The organism is Streptosporangium sp. NPDC051022, assembly GCF_040683035.1.
GTDB lineage: Bacteria > Actinomycetota > Actinomycetes > Streptosporangiales > Streptosporangiaceae > Streptosporangium.
Genome location: NZ_JBFBCF010000057.1, coordinates 1 through 21206, shown reverse-complemented (window position 1 = coordinate 21206; position 21206 = coordinate 1). Strand labels below are relative to the sequence as shown.

The window sequence follows — 21206 nt, the reverse complement described above, 5'->3', positions numbered from 1 at the left end:
CATTTTGTCCGTCCGATACCGAAGGCTCTTTCGCCGTCGAGCTGGCCTCGCGCGGCCGGACGGCGCACAATTCCCGTATGCGGCGCTTCCACCGGGTGCGGAGAACGCTCAACTACGTGAACCTGTCCACCCCGCTGGGGCTGCTGGTGGTGCGCCTGGGCCGGGCCACGAGGGCACCGGGTCCCGACGGGCTGATCCTGGCGTACGGCTACCGCATCCCGTTCCCGATCGCCGGGGCGTTCACCGTCGGGAACGTGGTGCTGACCAGGCGGGAGGAGGGGAGTCTCGGCGAGGACCTGCTGAGACACGAGGGCAGGCACGCCTCCCAGTACATGGCCTGCGCGGGCCTGCCGATGCTCCCGCTCTACGTGGTGGCGGCCGCCGTTTCTGTGGTGATTTGCGGGGATCTCGCGTCGTGGAACGTTTTCGAGCGCCTCGCGAACCTGGAAGACGGGAACTATACCCGTAAATCGCCCTGGTGGTTTCGGTCGAAGTCATCTTAAAGGGAATGAATGACCTCAAATAGGGATCATCGCCCGGACCGATGGTTACCAGGGGGTCACCCATGTCGCAGACGATCCAGCCCGAGATCACACCCCAGCCCGGAGTCGCCCCTCCGCCCGATCCCGAGCCCCGGCCCGCGGTCACGACCCGGCCCGCGGTCACGACCCGGCCGGTGGTCACGACCCGGCCGGTGGTCACGACGCGGCCCGTGGTCACGCCGGAAGCGCCCGGCCGGTCGTGGCCCCGTACCTTCAGAGACCGGATGACCTCCCCGCTCCCCGCGTTCCAGGAACTGGTCGCGGCGGTGTGGCACGGCGGCCTCAGGCCCGACGTCGGAGACGCGGACCAGATCCCGGTGCGGCGCAGCGGACTGCCCCGGGCGTCGGCGACCGAGACCGTGGTCACCTGGGTGGGACACTCCACCTACGTCCTGCAGATCGGCGGGCTGACGATCCTCACCGACCCGATCTGGGCGAAGAAGATCCCCGGGGCCCGGCCGAGGCTCACCCCGCCCGGCGTCGCGTGGACGGACCTGCCCCGGATCGACGCCGTGGTGATCAGCCACAACCACTACGACCACCTGGACGCGTCGACCGTGCGGCGCCTGCCCAGGGACACCCCCGTCTTCGTCCCGGCCAGGCTGAAACCCTGGTTCACCCGGCGGCGGTTCACCGACGTCACCGAGCTCGACTGGTGGGAGAGCGCCGCGATCGGTGACGTCTCCTTCGACTTCGTGCCCGCCCACCACTGGAGCCGCCGCTCGCTCGGCGACACCTGCAAGACGCTGTGGGGCGGCTGGGTGATCAGATCCTCCCGGCAGACGATCTACTTCGCCGGGGACAGCGGGTACGGCGAGCGCTTCGCCCAGATCGGCAGGCGCTACCCGTCCGGCATCGACCTGGCCCTGATGCCGGTGGGGGCGTTCGAACCCCGCTGGTTCATGAAGGCCTCGCACGTCGATCCGGCGCAGGCCGTACAGGCGTGCGAGGACGTCGGCGCACGGCGGATGGCGACCATGCACTGGGGCACGTTCCTGCTGTCCGGCGAGCCGCTGCTGGCCCCGGTCGAGCAGGCCCGCGAGGCCTGGGCCGAGGCGGGCCGCGACCGGGGCGACCTGTGGGACCTCGCCGTCGGCGAGTCCCGCTCCCTCCCGCTCTGACATCCTCCCGGCCTCGAAAGGACCGGGATGCCCGGCCGAAACCGGGCGGTTCGCGGTTCACGGCCCCGCCCGACGACTGGAGGGCCTCCCGTGCCGCCACCCCATGCCCCGGGGCGGTCACGTGGCGGGGGCCCGCCGGGGACGGTCAGGGGACGAGGGTCAGGGTGTGGGTCGCGGCCTTTCTGACGGACTCCTCGCGGGCGAGCATGGGCGTGGTCCGCCCGCTCGCCCACAGCGGCGCCTGGTCCCAGTAGTTGTCGTGGAAGGCGTGCCCCGAGGCGCCGGTCAGGTTGATCCACCGGGACGCGTCCAGGTCCGACAGGTCGACGATCATCCGCATGGACGGCAGCCAGCCGACCGAGTAGCCCTCCTGGACGTCCCAGCCCGCGGCGTTGACCGCGTCGTCGTTACCGGCCACCGGGAGGGGACCCCGGTTGAACAGCCACTCCGCCAGGGCGTTCCCCGAGGAGCCGAGCGTCTGGTTGGTGAGTTCGAGCGTGTGCAGGTCGCCCCAGCGCCACGACTTGACGTCCGGGCCGAGGCGGTCGGCCAACTCGTCGTAGGCGGCGGCCATGGCGCGCCGCAGCATGTCCTCGCGGGTCTCCCGCCGCGGCGTCCGCGTGTCGTCCCAGAACGGGTCGTCGGCCCGTTCGAGCATGACCCTGACCACCTCGAACCACCGGTCGCCGCCGGTCGGCCGAGCCCCCTCGGGCAGGTCGTCGTTGAAGGTCTCGATGAGCAGGTGCCGCCAGACGGCGTTGAAGTACATCGCCGCACCCGACTCCGGCCCCTGGGAGCCGTCCCAGCCGCGCAGCAGCTCGCGGGCCCGCGCGGCGCCGCCCGCCACGTTCGTCGCCATCAGTTCGGGCACCAGGAACTCGGCGAAGCCGTTGCGGGTGTCCTGCTGCATCGCGCTCATGGTCGCGGCGTCCACCTTGCCCTTCTTCAGCTCCTCCGCGAGGCGGTCCAGGATGCGCTGGGAGCGGTAGCCGTACGACCAGTCCTTGGTCAGCATGTGCGGGTAGCGCTCGGGGTCGATGACCGCGTTGTTGGCGGTCACGATGTAGCCCTCCGGCGGGTTGTAGAGGCTGGGCAGCTCGTCGAAGGGGACGGTCGACTGCCAGGAGTACTCACCGGTCCAGCCGGGCACCGGCAAGGTGCCGTCGCCCCTGGTCCGTACCGGGATCCGGCCCGGTGCCTGGTAGCCGATGTTGCCGTCGACGTCGGCGTAGATCAGGTTCTGCGACGGCACCTCGAACGAGGCGGCCGCCTTCCGGAAGCCCTGCCAGTCCTGCGCGGCGTCGATGGCGAAGATCGCGTCGGCGGTCCTGCCGGGTTCCAGCGCCGTCCACTTGAGCGCGACCGCGTCCGCCTGTTCGTTGAAGATCGTGGCCGCGCCGGAGATCGCGTCCTTCGCCTCCCCCATGACGTCGGAGATGATCGGCCCGTGGATGGTGTCGCGGACCCTGAGCAGGACCGGGTCGCCGCCCGCCACGTCGATCGTCTCGACCCTGGTCGTGAGCGGCTTCCACTCGCCCATGAACAGGTAGGAGTCGTCCCGCACCTTCTCGAGATACAGGTCGGAGACGTCGGGGCCCAGGTTGGTGAAGCCCCAGGAGATCCGGTCGTTGTGGCCGATGATCACGCCGGGCATTCCGGAGAAGGTGAACCCGGTCACGTCGAACGGGCACTGGGCGCTCTTGGTACGGCAGTGCAGGCCGGCCTGGTACCAGACCGAGGGCATGCTCGCCGACAGGTGCGGGTCGTTGACCAGCAGCGGCTTGCCCGACGTGGTGTGCCGCCCGCCGACGACCCAGGAGTTCGAGCCGATGCCTCCACCGCCCTTGGGGTCGCCCATCAGGCTCGGCACCGCCTGTACGGCCTCGGCGGCCCGGGTCAGCGCGGCGGTCGTGGTGCCCCCGGCCCCGCCTGTGCCGGCGTCCCCGGCTCCGCCCGCCCCGGGATCCGCGGTCCCGCCCGTCCCGGGGTCCGCGGTCCCAGCCGCCCGGGGGTCCGCGGACCCGCCCGCGCGGGTGTTCCCGGCCTGCCCGGTGTCGGCGCCGGTGCCGGTGTCGGCTGTGGTGTCGGCTGTGGTGTCGGCGGTGGCGTCCCCCCGCGGGAGGCTCCCGTGCGGTTCCACCGCCTGGTCGAACCCGTGGTCGGTCACCGATCCCCGCGTGACGATGGGCCGGTGGGAGGCGAAGGGGTAGCCGGGCCAGAGCTGTTCGACCCGGTCGCGCGGCAGCTTGCTCGCCGCGAGCGCCCGGCCGATCTCCTCCGCCATGTTGGAGCGCAGGTCCCAGGCCATGGCCTTGAGCCAGGAGACGGAGTCGACCGGGGTCCACGGTTCGGGCTCGTAGCCGGGGTTGGCGACCCGGAGCACCGCGTACTCCAGGCTCTTGCCGACGGAGCCCCGGTGCTGTCCCATCCAGGAGTTCACGCCCTTGGCGTAGGCGTCGAGGTAGCGCCGGGTCTGCTCGGAGAGCATCGGCAGCTCCTGCTCGGCGACCTTCCGCCAGCCGAGGGTCCGTACGACCTTGTCCTCGGCGAGGGTCGCCGGGCCGAACATCTCCGACAGCCGTCCCGCGGTCACGTGGCGGCGGAAGTCCATCTCGAAGAAGCGGTCCTGGGCGTGCACGTAGCCCTGGGCGAGGAACAGGTCCTCCGGGGAGTCCGCGTAGATGTGCGGGATGCCTGTTTTGTCGCGATATACCGTGACTTTTCCGGTGAGGCCTTCCGCCTTGAGCTCGCCCGAGAGCTGGGGGAAGGAGGCGCGTACCGCCCATACGCCGGCCCCGGCCATTGCCAGCGTGAACGCCACGAGGATGGTCAACACCCGCGCGGGCCAGACGAGCGGTCGGGGCATCCAGGCATACGGCCGGAACTTCACAAACACCTCCTGCACGGTGTGCTCGAACAAGTCTGGCAGCCCCCGCACGCTGGGACGCCGCTTCCCGATCCACTCCTGACGTGACGCGACGGCACACGATACGGCGAGGTGTGACGTGGTGGGAAACGCGAACCGGACTGTTCGCGAAAAGACGCCGACAACCGGATTCACCATCGGAGGTTTGACGCTCCGCTGACGGCGGTGGTCCTAGGCTCCGGAGACGTGCGTGGGCGCGGTGAGCGGATCCTCCCTGTCCTGGTGGCGCTTCTCGCGGGCGCGGTCGGCCTGTGGGCCGTCGGCGTGCCGTCGTTCTGGCGCGACGAGTCGGTCAGCGGTATGGCGGCCGGGATGCCGCTCGCCGACCTGTGGCGGCTGCTCGGCGCGGTCGACGCCGTGCACGGGCTCTACTACCTGCTGCTGCGCCCCTTCGCGGCCGTGGGGACGGGCGAGGTGGCCCTGCGCCTGCCGTCCGTGCTCGCGACGGCCGCCACGGCGTACGGGGTCGTGATGATCGGCGGGCGGCTGGCCTCGCGACGGGCGGGTCTGGTCGCCGGCCTGGTCTACGCCGTGCTGCCGATGGTGAGCAGGTACGCCCAGGAGGCCCGGAGCTACGCGATCGTCGGGGCCGTCGCCGTCCTGGCGACCTGGGCGCTGCTCGACGCCCTGGAACGGCGCAGCCCGCCGGGGCGCGCCCGTTACACCCGTTACACCCGTTACGCCGGTTATTCCGCGGCCCTGGCCCTGTTCGGCTGGCTCCACCTGTACGCCCTGCTCCTGGTGGCCGCCCACGCGGTCACCGTGCTCGTGCGCGACCGCCGCGAGCTGCCGCGCTGGGCGGCCGCCGTGACGGCCGCCGCCGCGCTGGTCGCGCCCCTGGCGGTCGTCGCGGCAGGGCAGAGCCGGCAGGTCGCGTGGCTGCGGCCACCGGGGTCCCGCGACCTGGTCGCCCTCGTCCACGAGATCGGCGGCACCTGGCGGGCGGTGGCCCTGCTGGCGGTGCTCGTCGCCGTCGGCACGGCGGTCGCGGTACGGCGGGCCCGGCCGCTCGCCGCGGTGGCCGTGCCGTGGGCGGTGCTCCCCCCGGCCCTGTCGTTCGCGATCTCGCAGGTCCACCCGATCTACAACCCCCGCTACCTGCTGTTCTGCCTGCCGGCGCTCGCCCTGCTGGCGGGCGCGGCGTTCACCGGACCGCCCGGCGGGATCCCCGTCGTGCGGGCGTGGCGGGCCCGTCTGGCGCCGGTGCTCACGGTGGCCCTCCTGGTGGCACTCCTGGCGGCGCTCACGCTGCCCGCGCAGCTGCGGCTCCGCCTGCCCGCGAGCCGTCCCGACGACCTGCGCGCCGTCGCGGCCTCGCTGGCCGGGGCGGAGCGGCCGGGGGACGCGGTGCTCTTCGTCCCGCACCGCTATCGCCTCTTCGTCGGGGTGTACGGCGGGCCGTACGACGCGCTCGACGACCTGACCTTCGCCCCCGGACATTTCGAGCCGCGCACGGCGGCGCAGTTCCGCGCGGTCGCCGACCGCTTCCGGCGGATCTGGATGGTCTCCGGGCCGCCGGGACGCCGCTGGCGGAAGGACGCGCGCTGCCGGGCGCTGCTGGCCGATCCCCTTTTCCACCGGGAGGCCGCCCGGGTGGTCGGCCGCGTCCGTCTCACCCTCTTCACCAGGGCCGGGACGCCCGCCGTCGCCGGGACCGGGACGGACTTCCGGCCCGGAGCGAGGAACGCGTCAAAGGACCGTTTCCAGGACCACCGAGTGCATGGCGAAGCCGTTGCGCTGGTAGAAGCGGATCGCGGCCTCGTTTCCGGCGTAGGCCGTCACCCCGGCGTACTGCGCGCCGTGGCCGGCCGCCCACGTCCTGAACTCCGCGGCCAGCCTGCTGCCGATCTTCTGCCCGCGGTAGGCGGGCTGCACGTACATGCTGCCGAGCGTCGCCACGGTGACCGGCCGCATCGGGGTCGGGCCTGACAGCGAGCCGGTCAGGTGGCCGACGATCCGGCCGCCGTCGTCGGCGACCATCACCAGGCGGTCGGGGTCGTTCAGCGCCTCGGCGAACCGGGCCGGGCCGTGCTCACGCGGCCAGTTCACGTTGACGGCGGGATCGCGGGTCCCGGCGTCCTCGACGAACAGCGCGGCGCTGCACGCCACGACTCCGTCCAGGTCGGCCGCCGTGGCCGGCCGTACGACAATGCCGATCTCACTCATGATCGGGACGCTATCGGTCGTCACCGACATTAATCATGATCCACGCCGTGACCCGCGTGGACGGGATGTTCCGCGCGGGCCCGCCGGGCTCGTCCGCGACGTCCCGCGCGCCCCGGACGTCCTTTACGCCCCGTGCGTTCCGGAGGGGCGGCGCGCACGGGGCGTAGGGGAGGGTGGTCAGGCGAACTGCTTCTCCAGGCGGTCGACGATGTTGGTCGCGCTGAAGTAGTCGAGGCGGAAGGAGTCCAGTCCCAGGTCGTAGACCCGCTTGTCCTTCACCGCGGGCAGGTCCTTCCACAGCGGCTTGGCCTGCGTGGCCTCGATCTCGGCCGGTTCGTGGCTGACGAAGAACAGCGAGCCGTCACCGATCGCCCTGGTGATGTTCTCGGTGGCGATCGGGACGATGTCGCTGCGCGCGCCGCCCTCGTCCTGAACCGCTCCGCCCTCCATGCCCGCGGGCAGCTCGCGCACCTTCAGGCCGAGCGAGGCCAGCAGCCTGCCCTGGGCGGAGACGGGGGTGAAGATGGGGATCTCGGTCGGGTTGACCCGCAGCAGGACGGCCTCCTGGGCGGGCGGCTTGATCTTCGCCTTCACCTCGGCGACGCGGGCGTCGTAGGTGCCGACCACCTTGCTCGCGTCCAGGCCGAGCGCGGTCCCGAGCTTGGCGGTGAGTTCCTGCCAGGAGAGCTGGTCGTAGCGGTAGATCAGGGTCGGGGCGATCTTGCTGAGCTGGTCGTACACCTTGGAGGAGTCGTCGGCGCCCGATCCCGAGCCGACGATCAGGTCGGGCTTCAGCGCCGCGACCTTCTCAAGGGCGGGTTCGAACCCCTGGTAGGCCACCTGTACGCCGCGCTTGACGGCGACGTCCGCCCACTGGGTGAAGAAGCCGTTGCCGTCCACGATCGGCGAGGGAGGCGTGGCCTGGGAGGCGACGACCGGGGCGTCGAGGGCGAGCAGGTGACCGGTGAGCGTGACGCTCACGGACACGATGCGCTTGGGGGAGGCGGGCACGGTCGAACTCCCCGCGTCGTGCTGGACCACGCGGGTCTGCTCCTGCGCGGCCCCTTCCCGCGACGCCGCCGGTGACGCCGCCGGTGACGCCTCCTGTGACGCTTCCTGTGATGCGGCCCCCGAGCCGCAGGCGGTGAGCGCGGCGAGGCAGAAAGCCGCGACGAGTCCGGATATGGCGCGCACGAGGGCTCCTTCGGAGAAGATCAAGAGCAAAGGTTAGGCTAACCTTAATTTACTAAGGCAAGGTTTACCTAATATGGTCCTCCCATGAAAGTCAAAGGACTGGTCGTCGTGCTGGCCGCGCTGGCCGCGGCCGTCCTGGCGAGCCTGGCCGTCGGCGCGCAGTCCATCCCCTTCGACGTCGTCTGGGACGCGCTGTGGCACGGCGGCACCTCGGAGCAGGCGGTCGTGGTGAACGAGCTGCGCCTGCCGCGCACCCTGCTCGGCCTCGGCGTCGGCGCCGCGCTCGGCCTGGCCGGGGCACTGGTCCAGGCGCTCACCAGAAACCCCCTCGGCGACCCGGGACTGCTCGGCGTCAACGCGGGCGCCTCGGCCGCCGTGGTCTCCGCCATCGCCTTCCTCGGCGTCACCAGGCCCACGGCCTACGTCTGGTTCGCCTTCGCCGGAGCCCTCGCGGCGGCGGTGCTGGTCTACGCGCTGGGCTCGCGCGGACGCGGGGGAGCGACCCCGGTACGGCTGGCCCTGGCGGGCACCGCGATCAGCGCGGCACTCGGGGCCTTCGTCTCCGGCGTCATGATGATCGACCTCCGTGCCTTCGACACCTTCAGGTTCTGGGCGGTCGGCTCCCTCGCCGGGCGTGACCTGAAGGTGCTGACCGACCTGCTGCCCTTCCTGGCCGCGGGGATCGTGCTGGCCCTGGTGCTGGCCGGTCCGCTGAACGCGATGGCCCTCGGGGACGACGCCGCCAGGGCGCTCGGCTCCAGGGTCGGGCTCACCAGGGCGCTCGGCGCGGTCGCCGTCGTGCTGCTGTCCGGCGCGGCGACCGCCTCGGTCGGGCCGATCGCCTTCGTCGGCCTGGCCGTGCCCCACGTCGTCCGGGTCTTCACCGGGCCCGACCAGCGCTGGCTCATGCCGTACTCGATGCTGGCGGCCGCGGTGGTATTGCTGGCCGCCGACGTGCTGGCCCGCGTCGTGGCCAGTCCGGGGGAGCTGGAGGTCGGGCTGGTCACCGCGTTCGTCGGGGCGCCCGTCCTGATCGCGGTCGTCCGCCGGACGAGGATCGCGCAGCTGTGAGCGGGCGGAGCCGTCGCGCCGGGCGTACGGCCAGGCCCCTGATCGCCGGTGCCGGGCTGGCCGCCGTCACCGCGCTGCTGTCGGTCTACGCCATCGGCGTCGGCGACGTTCCGCTGACCCCCGCCGAGGTCGTCGCGACCCTGCTGGGCCGGGGCGACGCCGCGGCCGAGTTCGTCGTCATGACGCTGCGGGTGCCGCGCGTGGTCATCGCGCTGCTGGTCGGCGCGGCGCTCGGGGTGAGCGGCGCGGTCTTCCAGAGCCTGTCGCGCAACCCCCTCGGCAGCCCCGACGTCATCGGGTTCACCACCGGCGCGGCGACGGGCGCGATCGTGCAGATCCTGGTGATCGGCGGCGGGCCCGCGCTGCTGGCCGGGTCGGCGGTCGGCGGCGGCGTCGCCGCGGCGGGCCTGGTCTACCTGCTGGCCTACCGGCGGGGAGTTCAGGGCCAGCGGATGGTCCTGATCGGCATCGGGGTCAGCGCGATGCTCTACTCGGTCAACTCCTTCCTGATCACCAGGGCCGAGGTGACGGCCGCGCAGCGGGCGAACGCCTGGCTGTTCGGCAGCCTCAACGGGCGCGGCTGGGAGCACGTGGGGATGGTGGCCGTCGCGCTGGCGGTGCTCCTGCCGCCGGTCCTGGCGCTCGGGCCCCGGATGTCGCTGCTGGAGATGGGCGACGACGTCGCGGGAGGGCTGGGCGTGCCGGCCGAGCGGACCCGGCTGACGCTGATGCTCGCGGCGGTCGGGCTGTGCGCCACCGCGACCGCGGCGGTCGGGCCGCTGGAGTTCGTCGCGCTGACCGCGCCGCAGCTGGCCAGGCGGCTGACCCGCACGACCGGCTCCGGCCTGGTCACCTCGGCGCTCATGGGCGGGGCGCTGTTGCTGGCCGCCGACGTCGCGGCGCAGCGGGTGCCGGGCTCCGGGCAGGTGCCCGTCGGCGTGATGACGGCCGCGATCGGCGGATGCTACCTGGCCTACCTGCTCTCCAGGCGCCGCTGACGCCACGACCGCAAACGTTCACCGGGGCCGGGATCGGTTGTCGTGCCGGGGGGTGGGTTAGTGTCTTGACCAGGTCTGGCCGTCGGGGGTGTCGGCGACCCGCACGCCGAGCCCGGTCAGCTCCTCGCGCAGCCGGTCCGAGGCGGCCCAGTCGCCGGCCGCGCGCGCCCGCAGCCGCTGTTCGAGCAGCTCGCCCGCGCCGGGCGGAAGGCTCGGGGACCTGCCGATGTCGATCGGCAGGTCCAGGCCGAGGATCTGGTCCAGGTGCAGGAACGCCTCCAGCCGGGCGCCGGGCGCGATCGAGTCGTCGCGTTCGAGCTCCCGCAGCAGGCGCAGGGCCAGCGGGGTGTCGAGGTCGTCGTCGAAGGCGGCCTCGATCCCGGCGACCCGCTCGGCGGGCATCGGACGGCTCGGCGACTCCGACCACTCGGCGACCCGGGAGCGCCAGCGGGCCAGGGTCCTGTCTGCGGCCCGCAGGGTGTCCCAGGTCAGGTTCATCTGCTGGCGGTGGCGGTGCTCCAGCAGGGCCAGCCGTACGGCCAGCGGATCGAGGCCCGCCGCCGCCACGTCGTCGAGCAGGACCACGTTGCCGGTGGACTTGGCCATCTTGCGCCCGTCGAACAGCAGGTGCTCGCCGTGCACCCAGTGGTCGACCACCTCGTGCCCGGCGGCCGCGTCCGACTGGGCGCGCTCGTTCTCGTGGTGCGGGAAGCGCAGGTCGATCCCGCCGGTGTGCAGGTCGACGCGCTCGCCGAGGAAGCGCAGCGACATGGCGGAGCACTCGATGTGCCAGCCGGGGAAACCCCGCCCCCACGGGGCCTCCCAGGTCAGCTCGCGGTCGGCGGGCTTCCACAGCGCCCAGTCGGCGTGGAGGCGCTTGCGCGGGTCGACGCCCTCGGAGCGGTGGCCCGGCTTCAGCCGGTCGAGGCGGTTGCCGGAGATCTCGCCGTAGGTCGGGAAGGAGGTGGCGTCGAAGAAGACCGACCCGTCGGGGGTGGCGTAGGCGTGGCCCTTCTCGATCAGCTTGGCGATCATCTCGATCATGAGGTCGATCGTCTCGGAGGCCCTGGGGGAGTGCTCGGGCGGCCGTATGTTCAGCGTGGCCGTGTCGGCCCTGAACGCCTCCTCGTAGAACCGGGCGATCTCCAGGCCGGTCCGTCCCTCGGCCCTGGCCTGGGCCAGGACCTTGTCCTCGCCGCCGGGGTCGCTCTCGGCGTCGTCGGTCAGGTGCCCGACGTCGGTGATGTTCCGGCAGGCGACGACCCGGACCCTGTGCCGCTCGGAGACCCTCCTGATCAGGTCGGCCAGCAGGTAGGAGCGGAGGTTGCCCACGTGCGCGTGGCGGTAGACCGTCGGCCCGCAGGTGTACATCCGCATCGACCTGGCGCCCTGCGGGACGACCGGCTCGACCTGGCGGCGCCGCGTGTCATACAGCCTCAGCATGTCTTGAGCCTATTGCCGGGCGGCGCCCCCAGGAAGGTCCTCGTCAGGCCGGTCCCTCCAGGAAGACGAGGATGTCGCGGTCGCCCCTGTCGCGCAGACGGCCGAGGATGTCGTCGCGGTTCACGCCGTCCGGCAGGCCGATGCGGGCGCCGATGAGCCGGACGCCCTCGGCCTCCGAGGCGACGGGGGCGGTGTAGCCGATCAGGTGCAGGGCCCGGTTCAGCGCGGGCAGACCGGGCGCGGCGGCGGGCAGGTAGCGGGTCAGCAGCTCGCCGCCGTCGGAGACCGTCAGGAAGACGTGGTCGCCCTCCGCCGCGTTCGCGGCGACGAGGACGGGCCGGATGGACCCCATGGTCGGCTGGTTGTGCCAGCTGATCACCACGTCGCCCGACGGGGTCGAGGCGGTCAGCTGGCCGCCGGGGGCCATGCCCAGGTGGGCGGCGAAGCCCGTCGGCAGCGGCGACCCCGATCCGCGCAGGTGCTCGGCGTTGACGTCGACCCGGTGCCACCAGCGCCCGTCGCGGCTGCGGAAGCAGCGGCGGGTCGCCGAGACGTCCCTGCGCGGCTGGTAGTCGGGCTGCTCGGTGCCCGCGACCCGGATCCAGCCGCGCTGGGTGCGCTCGAAGCCGGGGCCGCCGGCGTAGGCGCGGACCGAGCTCTCGCTCACGTCGTAGCGCGAGGTCAGGTTCGAGACGATGGTGTTGACCGAGGCCTCGCCGTTGGCCCGTTCGATCTCGCGGACGATCATCTCTCGGATGCCGAGGTACTGCTCGCCGCCCCAGCGGGCCAGGCCGTACTTGTTGCGGTCGAGCCGCAGGAAGCGGTCGTCGGCGGTGAGCTGGTTGCGGATGCCGACCAGGCTGTAGTCCTCGCCGATGCGCTCCTGGATCTCCTCGGGCGTCAGCGCGCTGCCCGCCACCGCGAGCACGGCCTCGGCCTTGTCGTTGACGCTGCGCGGCCACGGCACCACGTGGCCCTCCAGCACCCGCAGCTGGGGCACGGCGATGAGCCACCGCTCGGCCACGTCCTCGCGGATGCCCAGCTGGCTGACCAGGGTGACGGCCTCCTCCAGGGGACGCGGGCCGTCGGTGAACAGCTGCCGGGTCTTCTCCCGCAGCTCGTCGGCGCCGCCCGCGACGAGCCAGCCGTCCACCTGGTCGTAACCGGTCAGCAGGGTCCGCACGAACCGCCAGGCCGGGATGCCCAGCGTGGCCAGGTCGCTGCGGTGCCAGGGCACCGCGGCCGCCAGGTCGTCGGCGGGCACGGCGGAGCCGAGACGGCCGCGCAGCCACGACACGTGGGCGACCAGCGGGGCCGCGTCGTCGCCCGCCAGCCAGGCCTCGACGTGGTCGCGCAGGTCACGCTCGATCTGCCGGATGCGCTCCCTGGTCACGGAGAAGCGCTGCGCCAGGTCGTCGAGCGTGGCACGCTGCGAGGCGTACAGGCGGTCCCTGGCGATCGCCCGCTGCCGGTCGTCCAGGGTCGCGAAGACCTCGTCGATCAGCTCGGGCAGCGGCCGGTCGGGCCGGGAGGGCCGCACCTGGGCGACGCTCTCCTCGGTGACGGGTTCGAGGAGGCGTTCCAGCACCCCGGTGAACAACTTGTGCACCGTCTCGCGGCCCAGCCCCTCGGGCGTCCTGACGCTCGAAGCCGGGTCGGCGAACCTGAGCAGGGGCAGCACGTCGCCGAGCATCAGGTGTCCCCAGCAGGTCAGGGCGAGGTCGGCCAGACGTCCGGCGACCTCGGAGGTCCCGATGGTTGAGCAGGCCCGGTCGAGCGGAAGCGCCTGCCACCACGCCTCGGGGAGACGGGGGTCGGTTGCGATCGGCGCGACCTGGCCGGGGGAGGTCCAGCGCAGGGGTGGCGCGATGTCGCTCAGGCTGAGGTTCATTGAGGTCCAACCGGCAAAGGGGAATATATCCGCAGTTCAGAGTATGTCGTCAGGTGGGAAGGAAGGGGCTGGCTCGTCCGGAGTGAGATACGTAAAGAAGCTCCTTGGCCCGGGTGCAGGCCACATAGAGCAGGCCGCGCTCCCGCTGGAGGTCGTGCGCCCGCGCGGTGGGATCCTCGCCGGCGGGGGTGAGGGAGTCGGGGGCGGGCACGATCCCGTCGGCCACACCGATCACGGCGACCCGCCGGAACTCCAGGCCCTTCATGCCGTGCAACGTCGTCACCTTCACCCCCAGCTCGCGCAGGGCGGCACGGGCGTCGCGAACGAGGCCCGCCGTCCTGGCGGCCACCCCGATCTCCCGGGGCGGTACGCCTTCCTGGATCCACTGTCCCACTTGTGCGACCAGACCGGTCAGTTCTTCCTCCGGTGAATCGTAGGCTCGCACCATCGGGCGGGAACCGTGTCGTGTTGCGCGGAAGCCGTATAGATCCTGAACTCCGTCGACCAGACCGTCCGCGGGGCCGCCTCCGCGCAGCCGTACCCCCCAGGAGAGGATCTCCTGCGGAAGCCGGTACGACACCTGGAGACGGTGACGGATCGCGTCGATTCCGACGGAGGCGAGCGTCACCCGCGTGTCGAAGATGCGCTGGTGCGGGTCGCCCACGATGAACAGGTCGTCGCTGCCGTGCGGGACCGCCGCGCGCAGCAGCCGCCACTGCGCGGGGTGCATGTCCTGAGCCTCGTCGACCACGATGTGCCGGTACGGCTCCCGCCTCGGCCCCCCCTCGTCGAGCAGGTCGCCGGTCGTCCGGCCGAGCAGCTCGGAGGCCTCCGCGGCCAGCTGGAGCAGGGTGCGCTTGCCGCGCTCGCGCAGCCGTCCCGTGACGTGCTCGACGGCCCGCCAGACGGCGGTCCGCTCGGCCGGGGAGAGGTCGACGCCGCGGCCGGCGCGCGGGGCGGCGAGATACTCGTCCAGGGTCCGCAGGTTCTGCGCCAGCACCACCTGCTCCCACTCGCGCAGCAGGAAGGCGGGGCTGTGGTCGTTGTCCGTCTCCCGCCAGAGCGCGGCCAGCTCGGCGCCCCCGGCCAGCGCGGGGGCCCGTCCCTCGGCCTCGGCGATGACGCGGTGGGCCAGCCGGTCCACGTTGCCGACCTCGACCCGGGCGCGCGTCACCTCGTCCTCGATCAGCAGGTCCAGGCCGGCTGCCAGGGTCCTGCTCAGCCCCTGGGAGAAGGTGACGAGCAGGATCCGGCCGCTGCCGCGCCTGGCCAGGAAGGCGGACCGGTGCAGGGCGACGAGGGTTTTGCCGGTCCCCGCGCCACCGGTCACCAGCACCGGCTGCTCGTAGGAGCTCCAGCGGGACAGGCGGTGCTGCGCCGGATGCAGGAACACGCACCAGTCGGGCATCTCGAGCACGTGGTTCAGCTCGCGCGGGCTGCCGACGAAGATCGCGCGGTCCGGGCTGCGCAGGAGCGCCGCGAAGAGGTCCTCCGGGTCGATCGGGCCGGTGGCGGGGGCGGTCGCGCGGCACGCCTCCAGCTCCCGCCAGGCCCCGGCGACCGACTCGCCCCTGGCCAGCGCGGCCAGCGGCGCGTACTGCGTCGCGGGCAGCATGGGCTCCAGCGCCTCAAGGATCAGCTCGTCGGTGATCTGCCGGACGAGCCGCAGCAACCCGTGGTCGATGCCCAGCTCGGCCAGGTCGCTGTCGCACGTCTCGGCGAACAGCCGCGCGGACGAGGAGTCGGCCGCCCTGCGCACCGAGGGCTCCACCCGCTCCAGCGTCTCGGCGTCCCACGTCTCGACCACGCCCAGCACGGTGTTGACGGTGAAGCCGTAGCGCCGCGCGTAGGCCCACGCCTCGGCGTCCGGCAGGACGGTCAGCAGCCAGTAGACGTCCCGCTGCCTGACCACGACGCCCCGGTGCCCCTCGGCGAGCCTGAGCGTGGCCATCCGGGAGTCCCTGGCCCCCCTGACGCGTTCGGGGTGCGGCGCGCCCGCCGTGTTCTGCATGAAGCGGCGCACCGCGAGCACGACGTCCCGGCGCACCGGCTGGGCCAGGGCGCCGAGTTCCGCCGGGAACTCCGGGGAGATCGCGAGCCGGGGCATGGGCTAGGCCAGCAGGGACAGCAGGTCGCGGTCCCCGCGTTCTCTCAGCCGGGCGAGAAGGTCTGGCAGTCCCACCGGTCCTGTCATGCCGACCCGGGTGGCGATGACCCGTGCCGCCTGCTCGGGGGTTCCCCCGGGGGCGGTGTAACCGACCAACCGCAACGCTCGAGCGATCGGCTCGACCTCCTTCCCCGCCGCGGGCAGGTGCCTGGCCCGCAGTACCCCCTCGTCGGACAGCGTCAGGAACAGGTGACTTCCCTGTTTGGCGCCCGCGTCCTCCAGCAGCGTTTTCAGCGATTCGAGGACGGGACGCTCCTGCCAGCTCAGGCCCAGCTCGCCCACCGCGCTGCGCACCCTGCGCCCGCTCCCCGGGGACATGCCGAGGTAGGCGGCGAACCCGCTGGGCAGCGGATACTCCGCGCCCTGGATGTGCTCGGCGGTGACGTCGATCCTGAGCCACCAGCGGCCGTCCGGCTGCCGGAAGCAGCGCCGGGTCAGCGAGACGTCCTTCAGGGGGCGAAAGGGGGCTCCCGCCGGTTCCGGCTCCCGCTCCCCGCCCGCGGCGCCCGGTGCCTCGTCCCGCCGGCCCGGCGGTCCCGAGGGGCCCGGTGGCCCCGAGGAGCCCGGCGGGCCCGGTGACGCGGCTCCGTCGCCCGCGTTCGCCGTGCCGTCGCCGCGCTGGGCGGGCCGCTGGCCGCCGCCGAGGATGCGGAGCTGGGGGACGCTCTCCAGCCACTCCTTGGCCACCTCGGGGTGGACGCCGAGCGAGGCGACCAGCTCCAGGGCCCGGGTCATGGTCAGGGGAGGCTTGGCGCCGCTGATCACGTCGCGGGTGCGGTGCCGCAGTTCGACGATGTCGCCCTCGACCAGCCACTCGTCGGCCAGTTGGTAGCCGGGGAGGGTGGCCAGCACGAACTGCCAGGCGGGCACGTCCAGGGAGCGGAGCTCGCGGGAGTGCCACGGGGCCGCCCCGATCAGGCGCGCCTTGGGCGCGGCCTTGCCGAGGACCCGCCTGATCTCGGCCAGATGCCTGCGGTACGGCGCGGCCTTGTCGGAGGCGAGCCACTCCTCCAGCCGGTGACGCAGCTCGGCCTCCACGCGGTCGATGACCTCGGGCTGCACGGCGAAGAGCTTCGAGAGCGCCTCGACGGCCGCGGGGGTGTCGCTGAACACCCTGTTCTGCGCGACGGCCCAGCTCTTGTCGTCCAGGTCGGCGAAGGCGCCGTCCAGCAGCGTGTGGAGGTTCCGGCCCGAGCGCAGGGGCTTGCCGTCGCCCGGAGCCGCGCCCGCCGCCTTCGGCTCCTTCGCGTCCGCCGGCACGGCGTTCACCGGCACCGCGTCCGGTTCCGGAGCGACGGTCTCGGGCGAGGCGGCCTTGCGAGCGGGGGCCTTGCGAGCGGGAGCCTGGGGAGCAGGGGTCTTGGGAGCAGGGGTCTTGGGAGCGGCGGTCTTGGGAGCGGGGGGCTCGGCTTCGGGGGCCTCGGTCTCGGAAGGGGAGGTTCCGGGCGAGGGCGAGGCGGCCTCGGGTGCGACCGGTTCGGCGTCGGCGGACTCGGACACCCCGGGTGCCGGACCGTCCTCCTCCGGGCCGTCCTCGCGCGGACCGTCTTCCTCCCGGGAGGCCGCTTCCACGGAGGCGGCTTCCACGGAGGAGGCTTCCGGGGAGGCGGTCTCCCGCGCGGGCGTGGAGGGGGTCACGGGCTCCTGAGCCGCCGCTTCGGGGCCCGCGGGCTCGGACGGCACGGGATCGGGGCCGGGGACGGCCTCGGGCCCGGCTCCGGCCGCTACGGCCTCGGCGCGCGGGACGGACGGAGCCTCCGGCTCCGAGGTCTCCGGGGCTCCCGCCTCCGGGGTGTCCGAGACCCCCGCCTCCGAGGCCTCAGGGGTCTCCTGGGGCTCCGGTTCCGAGGTCTCCGGAGCCTCCGAGCCGTCCGGCGTGTCCGCGACTTTCCGCATGTCCGAGACTTTTGGCACGTTTGAGAGATCTGGGGCATCCGCGCCGCCCGCGCTCTCCGCGTCGTCCGCGCCGTGTGCGCCGTCCGTGCTCTTCGCGCTCTTTGCCCCGTTCTCGGATTCCACGGCCCCTCCGGCCGGAGGGAGTTCCGGCGCGGCGGGACGGGACGCGCCGGGAGCGGGGTGGGCCATGCGGTTGAAGACCGCGGTGAACAGCGTGTTCAGCACCGGGACGGGCTTGATGAAGGGCTGGTCGTACAGCTCGCGGCCGGTGAGGGCGAGCAGGCCGGACCAGGAGCCCGCACGGTCGAGCGCGATGGAGATGTGGGGCTCGTCGGCCTCGTCGGGATCCAGGACGTACAGCGCGGGCAGCACGTCGCCGACGGCGGCGGCGGGCCACTGCTCCAGGGCCGTCGTCGTGAGGATCTCGGCCAGCCGTTCGGGGCCGAGCACGGTGAGCACCCGGACCAGCGGCAGGCTGCGCCACCAGGCGTCCGGCAGCCCGGGCTGGTCGCGCAGGAGTGGGATCGTGGCCGCGTCGCTCCAGCGTAGCGGCGGCACGAGGTCACTCAGACAGAAGTTCATCCGTTCCCTTCACCAGCCCCTCAAGCCGCCCGAGTCCCTCCACGTCGCCGGGGAACGAGACTCATGGAACAGACCATAGTCTGGCAAATCGCCCCAGCGCATCGGGTCTGGTCAGCGGCGTACGGCCGCGAACCGGAGCCGCACGTAGTCGGCCATCCAGCCGGTCTCCCGCCGGAGGGCGGGCGCGGCAAGCTCGTTCACCCGGCGGAGCAGTGATTCGACGAGGTCAGCGGGCACTCCCTGGAGCAGGGAACCGGCGAACATCCGCACCCAGTCCGCCGCTCCGCCGGGGCACTCGTCGAGCGGGGTCGGCCGGTCGAAGTATTCCAGCAGGCGTACCGTGAAGCCGCCTTGCTCCAGGCGTGTGGCGTATTCGGCAGGACTGGGGAAGTACCACGGCAGATCGGGCTCACGGAGCCCGTGCTCCCGCCACGCGGTCGACAGCGCCGCCGTCAGCGCGGCGCAGTTGCCCGCGCCGCCCATCTCGGCCACGAACCGCCCGCCGGGGACCAGCGCCTCCCGTACGCTGGAGATCACCGCGTCCGGCTCGCGGCCCATCCAGTGCAGCGCCGCGTTGGAGAAGACGGCGTCGTACGGCTGGGCCACCGTGAAGTCGCGGCCGTCGCCCACGATGAACTCCAGCCCCGGATGCAGCGCCAGAGCCTTCTCGATCATCGCCGGGGATCCGTCGATCCCCAGGACGCGGGCGCCCCGTGAGCTGATCTCGGCGGCCAGCATGCCCGTGCCGCAGCCGAGGTCCACGACCCGCTCTCCCGGCTGGGGGTCGAGCAGGTCGACCAGGGGAGCCCCGTGCGCGGAGACGTAACCGAAGCTGCTGTCGTAGGCGCGAGCGTTCCACCTCATCTGGCTCGGGGTGTCGTATCGCAAGACGATCAGCTCACATTCCGAGACGCCACGGCCTCTTATCGGTCCTCTCCAGACACTTTAGAGCCTCGAAGATGTCCCGACATATCAGTCTCATCAGCCTCAGGCTTAACAGATCTTCAAGGCTCGCCTCCGTCCGGGGCGGGCCCGGCCGTACCGGCCCCGGAAAACGCCCGGAACGGTCGGTCCGGGGTCCGCGGCGGCGAAATCGGCGGCGGGCCCCCGTCCAGCCTGCCGCGCGTGCGCGCGAGCCGCCCGGGAGGCCGCGCGTCCGCGGACTCCGCCCGGCGGTCCGGTGCGGCCTTTCGGGGGATTAACGGACCTTCAAAGCCCACTCCCGCTTGAGATAGGTCTTGGCCGTGTCGGTTTCCGGAATCGTCAGGATCACCGGCTTGGCGTTCGTCACGGGAAGCCTGGCGGCGAGTTCCTTGTCCAGGGTGCCGCGCATCTCCAGGGCCTCCATCCTGACCGGCCTGGCGTAGCCCTTGATGAAGAGGTTCTGGCCCCGGTCGGAGAACAGGAACTCCTGCCACAGGCGGGCGGCGGCCGGGTGCGGGGCGCTCTTGCTGACGGCCTGCACGTAGTAGGCGCTGAGCACGCTGTCGCCGGGGATCGCGACCTTCCAGCCCGGCTGGCCGCCGTTCGCCTCGTGGGCCGCCCGCTCGGCGTTGTGGTAGTCCCAGTCGACGACGACCGAGGCCGTCCGCTCCGTCGCCGCGAGGTTGCCCGCCTTCTTCAGGCGGCCGAAGAACTCCACCCCCCTGGCCGCCTCGGCCTTGCCGCCGCTGAGCGAGGCCGCCATCACCCCGTTGAAGGCCGCCGAGGTCTGCCGGGGGTCGCCGGGCAGCGAGACGCTGTAGCCCGGCTTGAGCAGGTCGGCGTAGGAGGCGGGAGCCGCGACCTTGCGGGGGTCGTAGCCGATGGACATGTAGCCGCCGTACCCGGCGTACCAGCGCCCGCCGTAGTCCTTGAGGTGATCGGGGATGTCCTGCCACTGCTGCACCCGGTACGGGGCGAACATGGGGGCGTTGGCCACCGCGACCTCCAGGCTCAGGTCGAACACGTCGGGCTTCAGCTGCGCCGCCGCCTCGATCTCCCGCTGGCTGCTGGCGGCGGGCTCGACCTGGTTGACCTTGATTCCGTACTCGTCGGAGAAGGAGTCGATGATCTCGCCGTAGTTCACCCAGTCGCGCGGCAGCCCGATGACGGTGAGCGAACCCTCCCGCTTGGCGGCCTCGATCAGGCGGTCCAGCGTCGAGAACCCCTCCTGCAGGGAGGCGGCCTGCGGATTGACCGGCGGGAGCCGTTGCTCGTTCTTCGGGGCCGGGTCGCTGCACCCGGCGATCGTGGCGGTGAGGATCATGGCGGCGGCGGCGCTGATGCGTACGGTCACGGGGCGAATACTCGCCGTGACGGAGGGGTGGGTCGAGGAGGCGCGGCCTTTTTTGGGGAACGGCTTACGTCCCGGAGATTCCGGCGAAACGGCCTGCCCCGCGGTCCGGCTCACATCCGGGGGGCGGCCCGTGCCCCGCGGTCCGGTCTACGCCCGGCGGGGCGGTCCGGCCGGCACGACCTTCGCCGCCACGAGGGTGTCCTGGGAGATCTCGACCAGGGTGCCGTCGCGCTTGCGCACCCCGAGGACGCCGTCGCGCCAGAACTCCAGCTCTCCCACGGCGTCGCGGAAACCGCCCGGCACACTTCGTCGGGTGGTTACCCTTTTTCCCACGTCAGATGGGGTTAAGGTGATTTGAAGGGCGGCGCCGAAGCCACGGATCATCGTCTTTTGCCCCCTCCCGTTTCAGACATCTGGCGGGCACGGCAATACTAGGGCGTAGCAACCCGCGGTCGAAGTCGTGCCTAGGTGCGTAAAAAAGAAGGAGCCCGAGGTGACCTACGTCATCGCGCAGCCTTGCGTGGACGTCTTGGACAAGGCGTGCATCGAGGAGTGCCCCGTCGATTGCATCTACGAGGGCGAGCGCATGCTCTACATCCACCCCGACGAGTGCGTGGACTGCGGCGCATGCGAACCCGTCTGTCCCGTTGAGGCGATCTTCTACGAGGATGACCTTCCCGAGCAGTGGAAGGACTTCTACAAGGCGAACGTGGAGTTCTTCGACGACCTTGGCTCGCCCGGCGGCGCGTCCAAGGTCGGAAAGATCCAGAAGGACCACCCGGTCGTCGCGGCCCTGCCCCCGCAGGCCGAAGAGCACTGACGAGTACGCATGGGCGGGGGGGGGGGGGGGCCCGCGCCCCCCCCCCCCCCCCAAAAAACACACCCCCCCCCCCCCCCGCCACCCGAGGGCCGCGGGGGGGGAGTAGAGCGG

15 protein-coding genes and 1 pseudogene are annotated in these 21206 nt (G+C 72.4%); 6 read left to right on the top strand and 10 right to left on the bottom strand.

What is annotated here, in order from left to right:
* Positions 1–77: 77 nt before the first annotated feature.
* Positions 78–503: a hypothetical protein gene (locus AB0N02_RS45795; protein ID WP_363961184.1), complete on the top strand. Its 426-nt coding sequence runs from the start codon at positions 78–80 to the stop codon at positions 501–503.
* 62 nt (positions 504–565) lie between these two features.
* Positions 566–1663, top strand: coding sequence for an MBL fold metallo-hydrolase (locus AB0N02_RS45790; RefSeq protein WP_363961182.1), 1098 nt, complete (start codon positions 566–568; stop codon positions 1661–1663).
* Positions 1664–1808: 145 nt separating this feature from the next.
* On the opposite strand, the gene AB0N02_RS45785 is transcribed toward AB0N02_RS45790, so the two are convergent.
* A complete protein-coding gene (locus tag AB0N02_RS45785) occupies positions 1809–4529 on the bottom strand; it encodes a penicillin acylase family protein (RefSeq protein WP_363961180.1) in 2721 nt (906 codons plus the stop codon).
* A gap of 360 nt (positions 4530–4889) precedes the next feature.
* Between AB0N02_RS45785 and AB0N02_RS45780 the strand changes: the two are divergent.
* Positions 4890–5411: pseudogene (locus AB0N02_RS45780) on the top strand (glycosyltransferase family 39 protein); the annotation flags it as partial.
* 867 nt (positions 5412–6278) lie between these two features.
* Here AB0N02_RS45780 and AB0N02_RS45775 read toward each other — a convergent pair.
* Together AB0N02_RS45775 and fepB are read right to left on the bottom strand one after the other, a co-directional pair.
* A complete protein-coding gene (locus tag AB0N02_RS45775) occupies positions 6279–6755 on the bottom strand; it encodes a GNAT family N-acetyltransferase (RefSeq protein WP_363961178.1) in 477 nt (158 codons plus the stop codon).
* A 177-nt stretch (positions 6756–6932) separates the two neighbouring features.
* Positions 6933–7949, bottom strand: coding sequence for a Fe2+-enterobactin ABC transporter substrate-binding protein (fepB, locus tag AB0N02_RS45770; RefSeq protein WP_363961176.1), 1017 nt, complete (start codon positions 7947–7949; stop codon positions 6933–6935).
* A gap of 84 nt (positions 7950–8033) precedes the next feature.
* Here fepB and AB0N02_RS45765 point away from each other — a divergent pair, with 84 nt between their 5' ends.
* Both AB0N02_RS45765 and AB0N02_RS45760 read left to right on the top strand, forming a co-directional pair.
* Positions 8034–9020 carry an iron chelate uptake ABC transporter family permease subunit gene (locus tag AB0N02_RS45765; RefSeq protein WP_363961174.1) on the top strand — a complete coding sequence of 329 codons (987 nt, stop codon included), beginning with the start codon at positions 8034–8036 and terminating at the stop codon, positions 9018–9020.
* Positions 9017–10018: an iron chelate uptake ABC transporter family permease subunit gene (locus AB0N02_RS45760; RefSeq protein WP_363961172.1), complete on the top strand. Its 1002-nt coding sequence runs from the start codon at positions 9017–9019 to the stop codon at positions 10016–10018. Before AB0N02_RS45765 ends, AB0N02_RS45760 begins: the two co-directional genes overlap by 4 nt.
* 57 nt (positions 10019–10075) lie before the next feature.
* Here AB0N02_RS45760 and cysS read toward each other — a convergent pair whose 3' ends face one another.
* From cysS to AB0N02_RS45725, 7 genes are all read right to left on the bottom strand, one after another.
* A complete protein-coding gene (gene cysS, locus AB0N02_RS45755; protein WP_363961170.1) occupies positions 10076–11461 on the bottom strand; it encodes a cysteine--tRNA ligase in 1386 nt (461 codons plus the stop codon).
* A 43-nt stretch (positions 11462–11504) separates the two neighbouring features.
* Positions 11505–13352: a sigma factor-like helix-turn-helix DNA-binding protein gene (locus tag AB0N02_RS45750; RefSeq protein WP_363961168.1), complete on the bottom strand. Its 1848-nt coding sequence runs from the start codon at positions 13350–13352 to the stop codon at positions 11505–11507.
* A gap of 49 nt (positions 13353–13401) precedes the next feature.
* On the bottom strand, positions 13402–15459 hold the full coding sequence (locus tag AB0N02_RS45745) for a UvrD-helicase domain-containing protein (protein ID WP_363961166.1): 2058 nt from the start codon (positions 15457–15459) through the stop codon (positions 13402–13404).
* Positions 15460–15462: 3 nt separating this feature from the next.
* Positions 15463–17997 (bottom strand): hypothetical protein, encoded by a 2535-nt coding sequence (locus tag AB0N02_RS45740; RefSeq protein ID WP_363961164.1) that lies wholly within the window; start codon positions 17995–17997, stop codon positions 15463–15465.
* A 111-nt stretch (positions 17998–18108) separates the two neighbouring features.
* Complete coding sequence (locus AB0N02_RS45735; RefSeq protein ID WP_363961162.1) at positions 18109–18861, bottom strand: methyltransferase domain-containing protein; 753 nt, start codon at positions 18859–18861, stop codon at positions 18109–18111.
* Positions 18862–19195: 334 nt separating this feature from the next.
* On the bottom strand, positions 19196–20275 hold the full coding sequence (locus AB0N02_RS45730; RefSeq protein ID WP_363961160.1) for an extracellular solute-binding protein: 1080 nt from the start codon (positions 20273–20275) through the stop codon (positions 19196–19198).
* 147 nt (positions 20276–20422) lie between these two features.
* Positions 20423–20578, bottom strand: coding sequence for a hypothetical protein (locus tag AB0N02_RS45725; RefSeq protein WP_363961158.1), 156 nt, complete (start codon positions 20576–20578; stop codon positions 20423–20425).
* Between the two features lie 190 nt (positions 20579–20768).
* On the opposite strand from AB0N02_RS45725, the gene fdxA reads away from it, so the two are divergent.
* Positions 20769–21095, top strand: a complete 327-nt coding sequence (gene fdxA / locus AB0N02_RS45720; protein ID WP_363961156.1) for a ferredoxin — start codon at positions 20769–20771, stop codon at positions 21093–21095.
* Positions 21096–21206: the final 111 nt, after the last annotated feature.